Source organism: Myroides odoratus (assembly GCF_001549985.1).
In the GTDB taxonomy this organism is placed as follows: Bacteria; Bacteroidota; Bacteroidia; order Flavobacteriales; family Flavobacteriaceae; genus Flavobacterium; species Flavobacterium odoratum_A.
Map to the genome: position 1 here is coordinate 125,091 of NZ_LROZ01000007.1, position 16,260 is coordinate 141,350.

At 35.3% G+C, this 16,260-nt stretch carries 12 protein-coding genes; all 12 read right to left on the bottom strand.

Features of this window, described 5'->3' with window-relative positions:
* Positions 1 to 604: 604 nt before the first annotated feature.
* Entirely contained in the window at positions 605 to 2,638 is a 2,034-nt protein-coding gene (locus tag AWV75_RS09710; RefSeq protein WP_060874167.1) for a DUF262 domain-containing protein, read from the bottom strand.
* A 375-nt stretch (positions 2,639 to 3,013) separates the two neighbouring features.
* On the bottom strand, positions 3,014 to 3,895 hold the full coding sequence (locus tag AWV75_RS09715; RefSeq protein ID WP_060874168.1) for a hypothetical protein: 882 nt from the start codon (positions 3,893 to 3,895) through the stop codon (positions 3,014 to 3,016).
* Between the two features lie 158 nt (positions 3,896 to 4,053).
* Complete coding sequence (locus AWV75_RS09725) at positions 4,054 to 4,911, bottom strand: alpha/beta hydrolase (RefSeq protein WP_082711060.1); 858 nt, start codon at positions 4,909 to 4,911, stop codon at positions 4,054 to 4,056.
* A gap of 189 nt (positions 4,912 to 5,100) precedes the next feature.
* Positions 5,101 to 5,715, bottom strand: coding sequence for a DUF417 family protein (locus AWV75_RS09730; protein ID WP_060874171.1), 615 nt, complete (start codon positions 5,713 to 5,715; stop codon positions 5,101 to 5,103).
* Between the two features lie 61 nt (positions 5,716 to 5,776).
* On the bottom strand, positions 5,777 to 6,604 hold the full coding sequence (locus tag AWV75_RS09735; protein ID WP_060874172.1) for a helix-turn-helix domain-containing protein: 828 nt from the start codon (positions 6,602 to 6,604) through the stop codon (positions 5,777 to 5,779).
* 94 nt (positions 6,605 to 6,698) lie between these two features.
* The gene (locus tag AWV75_RS09740; RefSeq protein ID WP_060874173.1) at positions 6,699 to 7,910 is read right to left on the bottom strand and encodes a serine hydrolase domain-containing protein; all 1,212 of its coding nucleotides are present in this window, start codon (positions 7,908 to 7,910) and stop codon (positions 6,699 to 6,701) included.
* A 66-nt stretch (positions 7,911 to 7,976) separates the two neighbouring features.
* Complete coding sequence (locus AWV75_RS09745; protein ID WP_060874174.1) at positions 7,977 to 9,680, bottom strand: sensor histidine kinase; 1,704 nt, start codon at positions 9,678 to 9,680, stop codon at positions 7,977 to 7,979.
* Positions 9,677 to 10,807 carry a histidine kinase gene (locus AWV75_RS09750; protein WP_060874175.1) on the bottom strand — a complete coding sequence of 377 codons (1,131 nt, stop codon included), beginning with the start codon at positions 10,805 to 10,807 and terminating at the stop codon, positions 9,677 to 9,679. The genes AWV75_RS09745 and AWV75_RS09750 overlap by 4 nt, the downstream gene beginning before the upstream one ends.
* Entirely contained in the window at positions 10,808 to 11,899 is a 1,092-nt protein-coding gene (locus AWV75_RS09755; protein ID WP_060874176.1) for a porin, read from the bottom strand.
* A 1-nt stretch (position 11,900) separates the two neighbouring features.
* Positions 11,901 to 12,461, bottom strand: a complete 561-nt coding sequence (gene kdpC / locus AWV75_RS09760) for a potassium-transporting ATPase subunit KdpC (RefSeq protein ID WP_060874177.1) — start codon at positions 12,459 to 12,461, stop codon at positions 11,901 to 11,903.
* Positions 12,462 to 12,468: 7 nt separating this feature from the next.
* Positions 12,469 to 14,484: a potassium-transporting ATPase subunit KdpB gene (gene kdpB, locus AWV75_RS09765; protein WP_060874178.1), complete on the bottom strand. Its 2,016-nt coding sequence runs from the start codon at positions 14,482 to 14,484 to the stop codon at positions 12,469 to 12,471.
* Between the two features lie 3 nt (positions 14,485 to 14,487).
* Positions 14,488 to 16,182: a potassium-transporting ATPase subunit KdpA gene (gene kdpA, locus AWV75_RS09770; protein WP_060874179.1), complete on the bottom strand. Its 1,695-nt coding sequence runs from the start codon at positions 16,180 to 16,182 to the stop codon at positions 14,488 to 14,490.
* Between the last annotated feature and the right edge of the window lie 78 nt (positions 16,183 to 16,260).

The following is a 16,260-nucleotide window of genomic DNA, read 5'->3' on the forward strand; positions in this document are numbered from 1 at the left end:
ATCTCCTATTTATACGCTTTGAACTCCGTCTATTCTACAACAAAAGTAATACAATTGGTTGAATTCAATTTCTATTTTGTCACTATACTCTCCGTTATTTTTGGAATTATGTTCTTATCTCCTGCTGATGGAATACAAAATAAAAAACTACCTCATTACGGAGGCAGTTTCTGTTGTTTGCTATAGTACTTAGCACCGTTAACTTTCTACTTATTTGATTCGAAAAGAAAACTATTAGATAAGATTGAAGGATATACAGCGGATATTGAAGTACGTATTAAAGCAGATTTGCATTAGATCACCTTCTATCCTCTTGCTATCATTATCACTTTATCATCACCTTATACTATTCTATTTCAACTATTTAATATGCAAACACAATCAACACGAATACCTTGGGGTTGCTATTTTAAAAAAGTTTCTGTTTTTTTAACTTTTTTCTATTCCATTCTTTGTTTTTAAGAGCTTCTTAATTTTCAATTTTATAACATCTTTATACAGAAAGGAAAGTTTACCTTTATACTCTTTGTCGCTGTTTTAGATGTTTGAATGAGAAAACGAAAGAGTAATAGATATAATTATTTTTACTTTCACTTAACTAAAACTAATTTAATAATATCTTATCTCTATTCACTTCAAATACCTTAATTATATCATTTCCCCTAAGTTCTTTTAAATCCTCTAAATTCTTTAAATCAGAATATTTTACAAAATCATTATCTTCAATTAATGTAAACTTTGTAATTTGATTTTTCAACCATGAGTCTGTAATTTCAATAAGTCTTTTCTTACTTTTCGATATATTTTCATCTTTTGGTAACACACATAAATTAAACAAATTATGTTGTACATAATCTTTATTTTCAATCGTGGATGATTTAAATAATGATTGAGGTATAATATGATCAATTTCTAAGGAGTAATTAGTTTCAGGAGCTTGTAATTCCTTCATAGCATAATAATGAAGTAATATAGGTTCCAAAATACTTTTAGAAATATTCTCTCCCAAAATTTTATTCTCCTCTAATATTTCAGAAATTAAAAATTTCCATTTTTGTTTTTCTACAGGTTTTAGTATATCTAATTGTAAATCAAAGTTGACAATATTTCTCGAAATAATACCATCACTTGATCCTCTCCATTGTCGTGTCACATATTCAAAAATTAAACTATCTAAAAGAATAAAAGCATTTTTTTGTACCTGTTTTGCACTTTCATTAGCTACTGGCTTACCTTTTCGTATCCAATCTAAATACATCAAAATTGTAAAATTTAAAGCTATTGCATCACTTAGATGAGACATTAGGGTAAACCTATATGTAGTTAAAAATTTAAAGTACGATGATCCTAATATAATTTTATGTACACTATTCAAATCGTTGATTAATTCTTCATAATGGATTTCCCAATTGAATTTTAAATTATTACCCAATAAATCAATATCTTCTTTTTTTACCCCTTTCTCTATAATTCCAGACAATAATTTAAATCCAATAGTCAATTTTTTTTCAAAATCAGTTTTATTATCTGAAAAATTCTTAAAAAATAATTTAGCAAAATCTAACCGTTCCAATATGGTTGCTGCTAAATCCCATTTAACCACCCCTTCATGCTTTACCAAAATAGTTTCGTATAAATTTTTTGTTGCAATTTTTTGTTTTTCTGTTGGAGATTTTATCAATTTATTCCAACTAGGCTTGGCGGACAAAATTTCAACAGCCGTAAGGGTAGTACCTTTAGAATTTATTATATTAAAAATTTTTTGAGAATCAGTAGACTTTAAATCCTTTACTTCAATCAATCCTATTTTTGAATTAGTATATAAAGTTACTATTTTATCTAAAATATCAATTCTTTCATAAATACTATCCCAATTTCTTTTTAGAACTAGTTTAAGTTTTTCAGCTTGTTCAGTTTTTACTTGTAATCTATAAAACACAAATTTTTCAAAACTTATTTGATCTGCATTATTTAAACCTTCATCATTACAATAATTTTTAAACTCTTTTATGAAAGATTTTACTTTTCTTGAATTTAATTTTTTATTACCGCTTTCTGAATCGAAATAAGGTAAACTTATTGTATATTCGGAAAAATCAAAAGGTCTTGTAAATCCATTAGATATTTTAGTTTTATTATGAGTTAACTTAATTATATGTAATAATAAATTCAATCCAGACAAACTTTTATCATATACTTCATTCTCTTGAGAGTCATTAGAAATTTCATCTAATTCATCTAATTCTTCCCAATTTATTTGATTATCAACTTTATCAAATTCTTCATCTTCTAAATATTCAGATATTTTATTCCAGAATTTTTCTTCTAGTTCATGTAATTGGTCTGAATTAGAAAAACCAATATATTTTTTAGCCCAATCATATACATTTTCAGGATCATTATAAAACTGACTTAATGCATTTCGTCGTTGTCTTCCGTCAAGAAGCCATCGTGTGGTAGATACATCATTTTTTTCAACATTTAAAATCGTCACACCAACAGGATATTCTTTAAATATACTAATACATAATTCAAAGTTCTTTTTACTATCCCATGTTTGTTTTCTCTGAAATCTTGGGAGTTTGATATTTGAATCCTCAACAAAAGTTTTTAGGGTTTCAGGTCTTATCTCGTACATTTATAGTTATTTTTATTAAACTCGTTTTTTTGATAAAAAGTGAAAAATCTTACATAAAAGACCTCTCATAATAATTTCATAAATTAAACTACTAATATAATTAACATTTTAATTTATAAAAACAAATCAAACAAATATCAAGATATATTTAATTAAACAATGCTATTTCTATATATAAACCCTAACAGCTATTATTTGAACAAGTTCTAAAATTTATATACTAATAAAAAGACTATTTATAAAGAACAAAGTAGTAACGAACATTCTCCTATATCCTCGAATATCATTTTGTACAAAAAAAGCATGCTTCATTTCTAAAGCATGCTTTTTTTATATTATTCAAATTGAACCTTAGCGATTCTTTTATACTCGAATTTACAACTGAATTATCCCTGCCCCAGAGATTCTACCACTTGCGTGTACAAAATCATTCATCGATTCATTTTGTGCCGTAGTCAATTTACTATAATTGATATCTAATTTTGAACGACTCATAGCTAAATCAAACAATTCTTTTTGAATTGCTTTTTGTCTACTTGCATCGGTTGAAGTCTTGAATTCTTGTACCAATTCCATCTCTTTTTTATACGAGGCAATAACATCTGCTTGATCCACATCAGGCAATACTAATGCTAGTCCATCGGGTTCTGTAATGGTACATTCCCCACCTTCAACGCGGTTTTGCTGATAAAAACCTTTTTCTTCGTCCACTAGCATTTCATCGTAAAACGCAATAAACTCTGCCTTAGTAAAAAACTTATTGAAAAAATTTCCAATGGCTTTTTTATCATACGTAATTTGCTCTTCAGGGTATGCTTCTCCCAAGAAATAGGTACATCGATACAAGTTGTTATCGATGAATAGCGCATTGGTCGATTTGATGTTATCTTCATAACTCACCCCATCAATCCACACTTCTCTCCTCGTAGCACCAAACTTATCAAAGTTTCCTTCGGTCGCATACACCATCGAATAAATATAGTGAGGCTCTAATGTTGGGTTAATAATTCCTCCTGAGTTTTGTTTGAATACGTTGAATGACGTTTTTTGATTGTTATACGTCAATTCGTGTATTCCTCCATCTAATTTCAGTACTTCATAACTCTGAGGTGCAAGTACATACGCCTTGTCATCAATTGACACTTTTATTTCTTGCGCTGTTGGGTTAGATAAATAAAAGTCTTGTCTTTTAAACGGATCATCACAACTGATGAAAGTCATAATCGTTAGCAAAAATGCTAAAAATCGTAATTTCATAGGATTTATTTTAATTTTAAAAGGGGGCAAAAATATTGATTTGAGTTGTGTATTCCTAGATTTAATCGCATTATTACATCAACAACGTTTATCTTTATTTCGTCCTTTATTTTTTCAATCTACAAGAGCTAACCTTACAGTAAGATAATACTATCTCCCTATTTCTTACCATACAATGTTTTCAATGTTCGAGTTAACGATGCCCCAATGACAGAAGTATGTGTTTCTTCATCAAATACTTTAGTTGTAATCGACATCTGTTGATTTTCTGCTCTATAGCGTTCAATTACCTTTAAAAAGGATTGTGTTGATGAGATGATGAGTTCTGGTTCTAAAGCCCCATACGAAACAAATATATTCGCTTTTACATCTTTATTTGCTTGAAAAGCAAGCTCCACGTCTTTTATTAACTCACTGTTATTCCAAAATAACGAAGGACTATTCACTCCATATTTATTAAATAAATCTTGTCCATGAATGAAACTATAAACAACAAAAAGCCCCCCAACCGAATGACCTACTATGCCTCTATCGCCCGTTGTTTTATACGTTAGATCAATAAACGGAAGGATATCCTCTCGCATGCTTTGTAAAAATTCATTGGCTTTACCTGTTGTAACCTCAGCGATAGAAACACCTAATCCATTTGCTATTTCTTGATCGACCTGAGGATCATTCGATGGGCTAAAATCAACCATTCTACTTTTATACCAAGTGTATTCTGTTTGATCTTTATCTCCTATTGCAACAATAATAACGTCCTCAATTTCTTGGCTAGCTTCTAATAATTTTGAAAAAGAATATACTAAAGGATAAGCATAATAGGCATCTAATACAAACAGCACAGGATAACGTGTTTGGTCTTCTTTGGTGTAACTTGAAGGTAAAGACACATATACTTGATATTCTTTCTTACTTGCGGTAGTTTTAACGACATGTCCTTTCATGGTAAGGTCCTGCGCAAAGCCATTCGCTAAAAAGAAAAAGAAGAAAAATGATATATAAAGTTTCATCATATCAAACGTTTTATTTTAAATCACGTAGGCAAAACAATTCCTCCGTTTACCTGTATATTCAAATATACTTTAATTTATTCCCATCAAAATCATATTGTGCGATTATTATTTCACTCGATAACCATCTCCGTATTCACCTTCGCCAACCTACAACAAAAAACGAAGCCATCAGCTTCGTTTCCTTTTTTATTATTTACCCTTCTGTTTGTCTTTCAGCACTCTACTTGCTCCATCCGAAACTAGCAATAAACCACCTGCAAGCATGATGACATCCTTGAGCACCAATCGGCCTGCACCGGATAAGTACGGAAAACCAAAATTGGGTGTAGGAAAATCACCTCCTAAATTAGGTACATAGACTTCTGGAGTCGTTAAGAGAAAAGAAAGTGTAACCAAAGACATCCCTACGGTTAATATAGCACCTAGTATACCTATTTTGGGTGACCATATTCCTAAGAACACCAAAATACCAATCGCACAAATTACGATTCCCAATCCATATGAGAAAAGATAGGTTCCATTTTGTGTATGCCAATCTACATTTTGTTTTACTGTTTTTCCCTCTGGATTTTTATGCAACGTATAGGCGGCTACTTCCTTTCCTTCCTCTGTCAGCACACGGTCATTGGCGTGTTGGTAGAAGAAACTCATCCAAGGACTATTAGCAACAAAGGGCACAATACCATCCGCTTCATATTGGAAGCCTTTTAGACCGCCAATCCATACCATAACGAGGCAGATAGCGATTCTCAATACATTAAAAAATTGTTTGTGTAAATCTGCAGCAATTTGAAGTAGTTTCATTTTGTTTTTTTATCCAAAAATACGCGGGTAATTCCGCCGATAACATGGACAAAATAGGCTATTACCTAGACTTTTTTGCTACGATAGAAAGACCTACTTCTTTGCGAAATCGACTGGGGGATACACCTACTGCTTTTTTAAAATAACGACTAAAATAAAACTCATCTTCAAACCCCAAAGCAGCGGCAATTTCCTTCATGGATTTTGTTGTTAAATGGAGGAGTTTTTTCGCCTCCAAAACGATTCGTTCTTGAATCAATTGCGTTAGTGTTTTACCGTAGATTTTTTTAATCTTCTTGCTAAAACTAGCGAGGGAAATGCCATTTAATTCCGCATAGTATACCACCGATTTATGTTGGGCAAAAGATTGTTCCAACTGATGTTTAAATTGGAGGAGATCTTCTTCCAATTGATAATCCCATTGGTGTAATTCGAGCTGTTTTTCTCTATTCACCAAGGCGAGAATCAGCTGTAAATAAGATTTTAAAATGGATATATTATACGATTGACGGATATCCTCAACCTCCTCAATTTTAGTATATAGTGTACGAATTTCTTCGAAAAAAGCATCTGAAACCTTAACAAAAGGAGCGTGATAGATGTTATTGAATAGAATTCCATTGCAAGCTACTTCTTCTTTATGGTATTCAATACAGTAAAAATCGCCGTGAAAACGCAAGACGATTGCACGATGTAAAGTAACTTCTAACCATTCCAACTGCTGAAAAGGCGACATAAATAAAATAGTCTTTCCTTGACAGTGATATTGCTTCTCATCGAGTGTAAACGCAAAGTCTCCATCAAGTAACAAAATGTAGTAATAAGGATGTCTTATAGCATCTAATTCACTTGCGTGGCTATAGTTTTGAATCTTAACAGTATCAGTCAAAATGCTTCGTTTTTTATGCTAAAAATACATTCCTTATTGGTCATTTCCAATAGAAACAATCGTTTACCGTTAGAATAACATGGTTTTGTTATTGTTAATTCAGCTTGGGATATACGATTAAGGCGGTTTCTATTTGATTATATAAATCCATCCAATCCTCTTGGGCTGCTTCTGCGGTATTATTCATGATGATAATCATACCATAGTTAGAATCTTGACAAATTAAAATTCCACTTTGCACACTATTTGATGTTCCTGTTTTGCCGTGGTAAGCTCCTTCCTTCTGCCCATATCCAACATCCCAAAAATAACCTTTATCATCTCCTTCTTGTTCATCTTTAAATAGTAAACGAGAAGATTCTCCGATAAGTGGATGATTGCTTTCTAGTTGAAATTGCATGAAAGTACTCAAATCAGGCAATGTGCTAATCATTCCATGAGACCCTCCTAATAATGGATTTTTCAACCAAGGTGCAACATTGCCTTCTTCATCAAAGCTAACAGCTAAATCTTTTATATGTTTCTCGTATTCATACAGATAAGTATGTTGTAAATCAATCGTATCTAAAAAATCTTGAAGTATCTCTTTATAAGGTTTTTGATAAACTTGTTCCATAATGTAAGCCATCAATTCAGGACCAACCGAATTGTATTCATATACCGTTCCTGGTTTCTTATTTAGCTTTGCAATTTTTAATTCATGCAGCAAATCTGTCATGGTATAATCAAAGGTTTTCGCTTGATAATCTCCCTTTCTTACACCGTGATAAATCTGATCTAACTTTGGCGGTGCTTTCTTTTGAAATCCCAACGTATGAGTCACTAAATTTTGAATGGTAATAGGCGTTTCTTCATATTGTAGATTAGCATAATCCCCTGGCAAATAGAGCCTGATATCATCCTGTAGATTTAGCTTTTGTTCCACCACAGCCTTTGCTACAATTGACCCCAAAAAGACCTTCGATATGGAAGCAATTTCATAAAGCGTATTCGGTGTTGGTTTTTGGTTTGTTACTGAATCTAATACGCCATAATATTGCTGATAGACTTCTCCATCTCTATACACAGCAATTGCCAACGCATTTATATTTCCTTGTTGTAATGTATGGGCAGCATATTGATCGATTAGTTGACTTAGCGCTATAAAAGACGGGCTCTTCTCTTTTTTCTTTGACTGTTTATCACTTTCGGTCTGTTTGGTTACGGTTACATCCGCTACCGCATTCCATCTTTGATACAGCACAACAGCACCTCCAATGAGGGCAAGTACTAAAAAAGCTAAGGCTACCTGTATTTTATTTTTCATCTTTTAAATATACACTATTTAACGGCGTAAATTTTACATCTTTTCTTATTATTTAGCTATTTTTCCTTATACCACTAAAACAAATTCACTTCCGACCCCGTACTCACTATGTACTGTGATGGTTCCTTGTTGGGCTTCCATAATTTCTTTGCTAATAGCTAAGCCTAATCCTGTACCTTCTTTATGGGTACCTGGTACTCTAAAATAGCGATCGAATACTTTGTTTAAGTATTCTGGTGGAATCCCCATTCCTTCATCTTTTACCTTAATTATGGTTCCATATTCGTATTGTTCTACCTTAACTTGTACCACTGAAGATTCATGGGAGTAGTTAATGGCATTGGAAATGAGATTGGTCAATACCCAGATTGTTTTTTCTCCATCTATTTCAACTGGTTTTAAAACTTCTGGAAGTTTCACTTCGAGCTTAATTCTTTTTTGTTCGGCTTGAATATGATTGGCCTCTACAGCGTCTTGTACAACCTCACCAACTGAACAAAGTTTTTTATTCATCGCAATCTTACCGCTTTTTATTTGCGTCAAATTCAATAACTCTGAAGTGATTTTCAACAATCGTCCTACATCATCTTGAATACTGTCAATCAGCGTATTTTGCTCTTCATTTAAAGCACCTATTCGCTCATTTTTCAACAACTGCAAGCTCATTTTCATCGAAAATATAGGAGTTTTAAATTCATGAGAAACTGTAGCGATAAATCGAGTTTTTGCCGCATCAAGCTCTTTAAATTCGGTAATGTTTTTCAAGATAATAACATAGCCTACCAACGCTTTGTGTTCTTCGCCTGTGGGGGTGATTTCAATAGGTAGGAATTGCTTGTCAAAATAATTTTCTTTCTCGTTGTGAATAATTTTGAGTGGTTCTTTATCTGTTTGTTCTAGACTCATTTCCTTCAGTAACATTCGCATTAAATCATTGTACAATGCGAGATCCTTACTATTTTTTCCAACCATTTCATCTTCTTCTAATCCTAGCACTTTACAAGCTTCTTCATTGACAAACATCACTTGCATATTCTCATCTAAACCAATAACAACGTCGGACATATTATTGATTAATGCTTCAGTTCTCTTTTTCTGATGCATCAATTTCGCTAGATGGCTGCTGTTGTACTCTTCTAACTTTTGCGCCATGGTATTAAAAGATTGAGCCAATGCACTAAACTCATCGTTTTTATCCAAAAAAACGCGTTCTTTATAGTTGTTACGGGCAATTTGTTTAATACTGGCTGTCAACTTCTGAATGGGATCTGCAATATTAGAAGGCAGATTAATCAACATCCCTAAAGCAATCACAAAACAGGCAATTCCAGCAATGGCAATCCATATTGTTGCTTGCACTGCCGTCTTATTGGCTAATTCACTCTTCAATGCAATCGCCTGCATATTCATCTCCATCACCTCAATCAACCATTCCCTTATTTGAATGACATCCTCTTGGCGTTGTCCATTCTTTTTATAGGCTTCGAAATAGTTGCGCAGCGTGCTATTCATTTCTTTTTCACCAACTTCGGTTGCATTCCCTTCTTGATTTTTCAATTGTTCTTCAAATTGAACCAAACGACCATCCCCCGAATTATCTAATGCCCGTAACATACTCTTGGCATATAACAGGGAATTGTAATTGTCGTGTAGGATATTACGGGTATCAAGCTTTAAAAAGTGAATGTATACTGCCCCTATTCCCCCTAAAAAAACAATTAGCGTGAATAGAAGGCCTAAACCTAACGTTAGTTTTGTTTTAATTCTCATTTTGAAAAAATTATAATATCAATAGGTAAAGAAGCCAGCTTCTTTAACAACTGATTGAATACATTAGTGGCTAAAATAATCTGGTATAAACGCAATCGAGGTTTTCCAAGACAGATTGTTGTAACCTGTCGTTGTTCTACCTGTACCATAATAGCCTTTGCAATATTAGGATGCTCACTTTTAATAATTTCTGCCCCTAATTCAGTAGCTAATTTAAAATTATTAATCAAATGTCGTTGCTTGTCTAGGGCAATTTTATCTGGGTGTTCTTTCGGTGTTTGTACATAAAGTACATACCATTTAGAATTGAGGTAACTGGCCAAACGAGCTGTTTTTCGAATTACATTTTTTGCGTGTTTATCATTGGAACTAATACAAGCCATGAATCGACTTGGTTTAGCAGACACAGACATACTCACTTCAGAAGCTACCTTATTCTCCACATGTGAAGCTACTTCTTTTAAAGCTAACTCACGCAATTGAAGAATATTAGATGAAGTAAAGAAATTTTTCAAGGCCGTCGGTACTTTATCGGGTGGATAAATCTTTCCTTCTTTTAATCGTTCAATTAGATCATTTGCCGTCAGGTCAATATTAACGACCTCATCTGCCTCTTGTAAAACTTTATCTGGGACGCGTTCCATGACATCTATGGACGTAATGTCTTTCACTGCACTATTTAAACTTTCAATGTGTTGAATATTTAGGGCTGATATCACATTGATACCTGCCTCTAATATTTCCATTACATCTTGCCAGCGTTTTGCATTTTTACTTCCTGCAATGTTGGAATGCGCCAATTCATCAATAATAACTATTTCAGGGCGTTCATCCAAAATAGCTTCTAGATCTAATTCCTCCACCATTTTACCTTTATAAAAAACCTCTTTTCTAGGAATAATTGGCAGTCCTTTTAAAAGAGCATGGGTCTCTTGGCGGTTGTGTGTTTCGATGAACCCCAACTTGACATCAATGCCATTGCGTTGTAAATCTTTCGCTTCCATCAACATGCGATACGTTTTACCCACACCGGCACTCATCCCAATATATACTTTAAACTTTCCTCGTTTGGCACGACGAATAAGTTCTAAAAAATCTTCTGCACTTTGACGCGTTTCTCTTTCCATCTATAAACGAATTGCAATACCACTTCCTATAAACGTTTGTCCAGATACGGCGTTATCATTTCTAGTAAAAACCGCATCTTTACTGCTGAACGATCGGGCTTCTATTCTCCATAACACCTCTGCAGTAATTTGATAATCCACATTGACTGAATAGCCCCAAGTTTGAAAACCATGTGCTGTATCTGTCTGTATAATTACCTCTTTTTCATCCTTGTAATACTCTACTCGTGCCGCTACGCGCCAAGCATCACTTAGTTTATACTGTCCCATAATCAATGGAGCATACCAAGTATTATAAGCATTACTGTGTTTTTCCTTCTGTTGCACTCCTATATCAAAACCAGCCAGTACCTTCAACGCTTCATTCAACTCATATGCAACATATAAGTTGTGAAAATAACGCATCTTTCGCTCCACATCAGGCGTATCACTGCCTATAAAGGAGCTACTATTAAACGTCCATGCGGTAGTAGGTGTATAGGTCAATTGATGCCCTACGGCTAGTGTTGAATTTCCTTCTGGACGCTGTATGCGTTGCCATCCATTCATTATATTTAGCCCTAGAAACCACTTTTGATTGGGAGTGCTATACGACAATTTTACAGCCGATGAGAAATAGGGCGAATTCTCCGCCATTATACTACGAGTCATGGTCATGATATCGGCTCCAATATTACTTTCAAATCCTATATGTGAAGGCATAATCCCTACATCTAACCACAGCGCATGTGCAGTTGATAACTTCACCCCTACATTGGCTTCATATATATTTTTTAATCCATCGGGTTCATTCGCTAAATTCGATTTTACATAGGTTCCCGCCATCAAAGCTAAATTAGCTCTCACCCTTTCTTTGGTATAGCTCAATTTGGCCATTCCAAAATTCAAGTTTACCTCATTATGCCGATTATAGGAATACAAAAAATTGTTCAACTGTCCTGATTTGGATTGATTGAAGTCGTACATATAATACAACTCCCCATAGGCTTGCACCTTGATGTTGTCCATCCATTTGCTTTCTTGCGCTTGTACGGATGAAAAAGCAAGTGCGCTGATGACGAGCGCACCCACCCAAGAAAATCTCTTTTTCATGTTATTGTAAAGCATCTAATGCCATATTCAGTGCTAAAACATTGACCGTTTGTGGTCCGAATATGCCTAATAACGGATGCTGTGTTTGTGCTGCAACTAATTGTTCCAAACGACTTACTTCTATTCCTCTATGTCCAGCAACACGTGCTATTTGGACACGTGCAGCCTGAACAGAAATATGGGGATCTAATCCACTACCACTAGCGGTAACCAAATCCACGGGAATCTGTTCTTTTTGAACGGTTGGGTTTCGCGTACTAAAATCCGTTATGCGTTGCTCTACTTCTGCAAGATATCCTGCATTCGTAGCGGCTTTATTACTTGCTCCAGAACCTGCTGCATTGTAATCGACAGCAGAAGGTCGCGACCAGAAATATGCCTCTGTAGTAAAGGATTGACCAATATTGATATACTGTTTTCCTTTATCGGATTCTACAATAAATCCTTCTCCAGCATTTGGAGCAACTTGAGCAATTCCCCATAAAACAATTGGGTAAATTCCTCCTAACAACACGAATAAAACGGTTGTCAATATAATAGAAGGTATAAGATTTGTTTTCATTTGTTGATTACATAAATAGTGAGACAAAAAGGTCGATGAGCTTAATTCCGATAAAAGGCACGATTACTCCACCTAAGCCATAAATTAATAAGTTGCGACGCAATAAAGCGCTGGCTCCAATTGGTTTATAGGCTACTCCTCTTAAGGCCAACGGAATTAAACATGGAATAATGATGGCGTTAAAAATTACAGCAGACAGTATTGCACTCTCAGGGCTGTATAAATGCATAATATTTAAACCTTGCAAAGCGGGGATTGCAGTAATAAATAAGGCAGGGATAATCGCAAAATACTTCGCTACGTCATTGGCAATACTAAACGTAGTCAAGGTACCTCGAGTCATCAACAATTGTTTACCAATCTCTACTACTTCAATGAGTTTGGTAGGGTCATTATCGAGGTCTACCATATTACCCGCTTCTTTTGCTGCTTGCGTTCCACTATTCATCGCTACCCCAACATTCGCTTGTGCCAAAGCTGGAGCATCATTGGTACCATCCCCCATCATCGCCACCAATCTTCCTTCTGCTTGTTCGCGTTTGATGTAGTTCATCTTATCTTCGGGTTTAGCTTCCGCAATAAAATCATCTACCCCAGCAGCTGTTGCGATGTATTTTGCTGTCATGGGATTATCTCCCGTAACCATTACCGTTTTGATTCCCATTTTTCTCAATCGCGCAAAGCGTTCTTGAATTCCTGGTTTAATAACGTCTTGCAATTCTACAACGCCTAACACTTGCTCATTCTGAGCAACAACCAAAGGCGTTCCTCCATTTTCCGCTACCTGTCGCACACAATCTGCAATTGCGGAAGGAAATTCATTTCCTGCCTGTATACAAATACTTTTAATTGCGTCTACAGCACCCTTTCGAATGCGCACTTCATCATAATCAATACCAGAGCTTCTTGTCTCTGCTGTAAAGGAAATGAAACGCGGGTTGTTGACTACAAAATCCGCGGGATCTATGCGAGCTAATTCAATGATTGATTTTCCTTCTGGTGTAGCATCTTGAAGGGAACTCAATACTGCAGCTTTTACTAATACACTATGATCTACATCTGGAGCTGGATGAAAATGTGTTGCTTTTCGGTTTCCAATCGTAATTGTACCCGTTTTATCTAACAATAAAACATCAATATCTCCTGCTGTTTCAACTGCTTTACCACTTTTCGTGATTACATTCGCTCTCAAGGCTCTGTCCATTCCAGCAATACCAATTGCCGATAGCAGGCCACCAATTGTTGTGGGAATTAAACAGACATACAGTGAAATCAATGCTCCAATACTAAGGGCAACATTCGCAAAATCAGCAAATGGTTTTAGCGTGATAATCACAATGGTAAACACCAAGGTAAAACCTGCCAATAAAATAGTTAAGGCGATTTCATTGGGTGATTTCTGTCTGTTTGCTCCTTCCACTAAAGCAATCATTTTGTCTAAAAAACTCTCTCCTGCTTGTGCAGTTACTTGTACTTTGATTCGATCAGACAGTACTTTTGTTCCGCCTGTAACCGCACTATTATCTCCTCCTGCTTCTCTAATTACTGGTGCACTTTCTCCTGTTATCGCACTTTCATCAATCGTAGCTAAGCCTTCAATAATTTCGCCATCTGCTGGAACGATATCTCCTGCTACGCAGGTATACACCATTCCTTTTAACAGGTTTGAAGAAGAGATTTTCGTTCCATCTTCTAAGGTAGCAGGTGTTTCCTCTCTTGTTTTGCGCAAGCTATCTGCTTGTGCCTTTCCTCTTGCTTCCGCAATTGCTTCTGCAAAATTGGCGAACAATAGGGTGATAAATAACAAAAGAAATAAAATTACATTGTATCCCAAACTACCTTGATTTTCTTCTCCAAATAAAATCCAGATACAAACACCAAGCATAATAATAGTTCCGATTTCTACGGTAAACATCACTGGATTTCGAAACAAGGTTCTTGGATTTAACTTCTTAAAAGCTTCTTTACTAGCTTTTATTATGATCTCTTTTTGAAAAAGAGCTTGATTATGTTGAATTGCCATTTTTTATAAACTTAGTATTGTAAAATAATCTGCAATAGGACCTAATGTTAACACAGGGAAGAACGCTAGGGCTGCCACAATTAAAATAACTGTAAATACAATCATTCCAAATGTGGATGTATCCGTAGCTAGTGTTCCTGCACTTTCTGGTACATAGCGTTTTTGTGCTAAGCAACCAGCTAGGGCTACGGGTCCAATAATGGGTAAGAAACGCCCCAACAATAAGATAATTCCCGTAGAAAAGTTCCACCAAGGTGTATTATCTCCTAATCCTTCAAATCCACTTCCATTGTTTGCGGCTGAGGACGTATATTCATAGAGTATTTCGCTAAATCCATGAAAGGAAGGGTTGTTTAAGGTGTCCTTTGTAAATTCAGGAAAAGCCGCACCTAAAGCGGTACTACTTAAAATTAACAATGGATGTATTAAAGCGATAATCATCGCAATTTTCATTTCTTTTGCTTCAATCTTTTTACCGAATAGCTCTGGAGTTCTACCGACCATTAATCCACTGATAAACACCGCTAATACAATGAATACAAAGAAATTTAAGATACCGACACCTACCCCACCATAGAAAGCATTAATCATCATGGCTAGCAATTGATTCATTCCCGATAACGGCATGGTACTATCGTGCATGGAGTTGACGGATCCTGTAGAAATAACCGTTGTTACAATGCTCCAAAATCCTGAAGCTGCAGCGCCGATTCGCACTTCTTTTCCTTCCATAGCTCCCAAACTATTGTCGATGCCCATGGCTGTAATATTAGGATTTCCATTGGCTTCCATTAAAACGTTTGGAATAGCCAAACACAAAAACCCGAGTGTCATTACCCCAAACATCATCCAAGAAAATCGCTTGCGGTTGATGTAATACCCAAAAGCAAAGATCATGGCTAGAGGAATAATCAACTGTGCTATCATCTCAACCATATTGGTCAAATAGGTCGGATTCTCAAAAGGGTGTGCTGAATTCGTTCCAAAGAAACCACCACCATTTGTTCCCAGGTGTTTAATAGCGATGAATGCTGCTGCAGGACCGCGGGATACTTCTACCTGTTGTCCTTCTAAAGTTGTGATTGTATCTTTACCTTCAAACGTCATAGGAGTACCTTGAAAAATCAAGATAGCGGCCACAACAACACTCAAAGGCAATAAAATACGCGTAATTGATTTGACAAAGTACACATAGAAATTCCCCAACAGGGTTGTTGTTTTATTTCTAAATGCCTCAAATACAACTACAGCAGCTGCCATACCTGTGGCTGCACTTACAAATTGTAAGAACATCAACGCTAGTTGAGCCAGATACGTTACTCCTGTTTCTCCTGCATAGTGTTGTAAGTTACAGTTTACTAGGAAAGAGATGGTTGTATTAAACGCTAAATCAGGCGACATACTAGGGTTATGGTCTGGGTTGAGGGGTAATGATCCTTGAGTCAGCAACAAAACAAATGCTATGACAAACCACACAGCATTTAGTGTCAATAAGACTACTAAATGCTGCTTCCAATTCATGTTCTCCTCTGGTTTAATCCGACTACTCGAATAAAAAAACCGCTCTAAGGGTGACATCATTCGATCTAAAAAAGTAGGCTGGCCTACATAAACTTTTGCTATATATTTTCCTAAGGGAATTGAGATTCCAATGGCCACCAAAAAGGTGACAAGGATTCCGATTATTTCTGTATTCATTTTACTTAATCAATTAATAATAAAATTTGATGAATGAGGTATACAATCCCGTATACCATCGTAAAAACGAGTAGTGTT

Coding starts and splice junctions, on each gene's coding strand:
- AWV75_RS09740 (WP_060874173.1), bottom strand. CDS start 7,910: ATGAAAAATAAAATACAGGTAGCCTTAGCTTTTTTAGTACTTGCCCTC.
- kdpB (WP_060874178.1), bottom strand. CDS start 14,484: ATGGCAATTCAACATAATCAAGCTCTTTTTCAAAAAGAGATCATAATA.
- AWV75_RS09745 (WP_060874174.1), bottom strand. CDS start 9,680: ATGAGAATTAAAACAAAACTAACGTTAGGTTTAGGCCTTCTATTCACG.
- kdpC (WP_060874177.1), bottom strand. CDS start 12,461: ATGAAAACAAATCTTATACCTTCTATTATATTGACAACCGTTTTATTC.
- AWV75_RS09715 (WP_060874168.1), bottom strand. CDS start 3,895: ATGAAATTACGATTTTTAGCATTTTTGCTAACGATTATGACTTTCATC.
- AWV75_RS09750 (WP_060874175.1), bottom strand. CDS start 10,807: ATGGAAAGAGAAACGCGTCAAAGTGCAGAAGATTTTTTAGAACTTATT.
- AWV75_RS09710 (WP_060874167.1), bottom strand. CDS start 2,638: ATGTACGAGATAAGACCTGAAACCCTAAAAACTTTTGTTGAGGATTCA.
- kdpA (WP_060874179.1), bottom strand. CDS start 16,182: ATGAATACAGAAATAATCGGAATCCTTGTCACCTTTTTGGTGGCCATT.
- AWV75_RS09725 (WP_082711060.1), bottom strand. CDS start 4,911: ATGATGAAACTTTATATATCATTTTTCTTCTTTTTCTTTTTAGCGAAT.
- AWV75_RS09755 (WP_060874176.1), bottom strand. CDS start 11,899: ATGAAAAAGAGATTTTCTTGGGTGGGTGCGCTCGTCATCAGCGCACTT.
- AWV75_RS09730 (WP_060874171.1), bottom strand. CDS start 5,715: ATGAAACTACTTCAAATTGCTGCAGATTTACACAAACAATTTTTTAAT.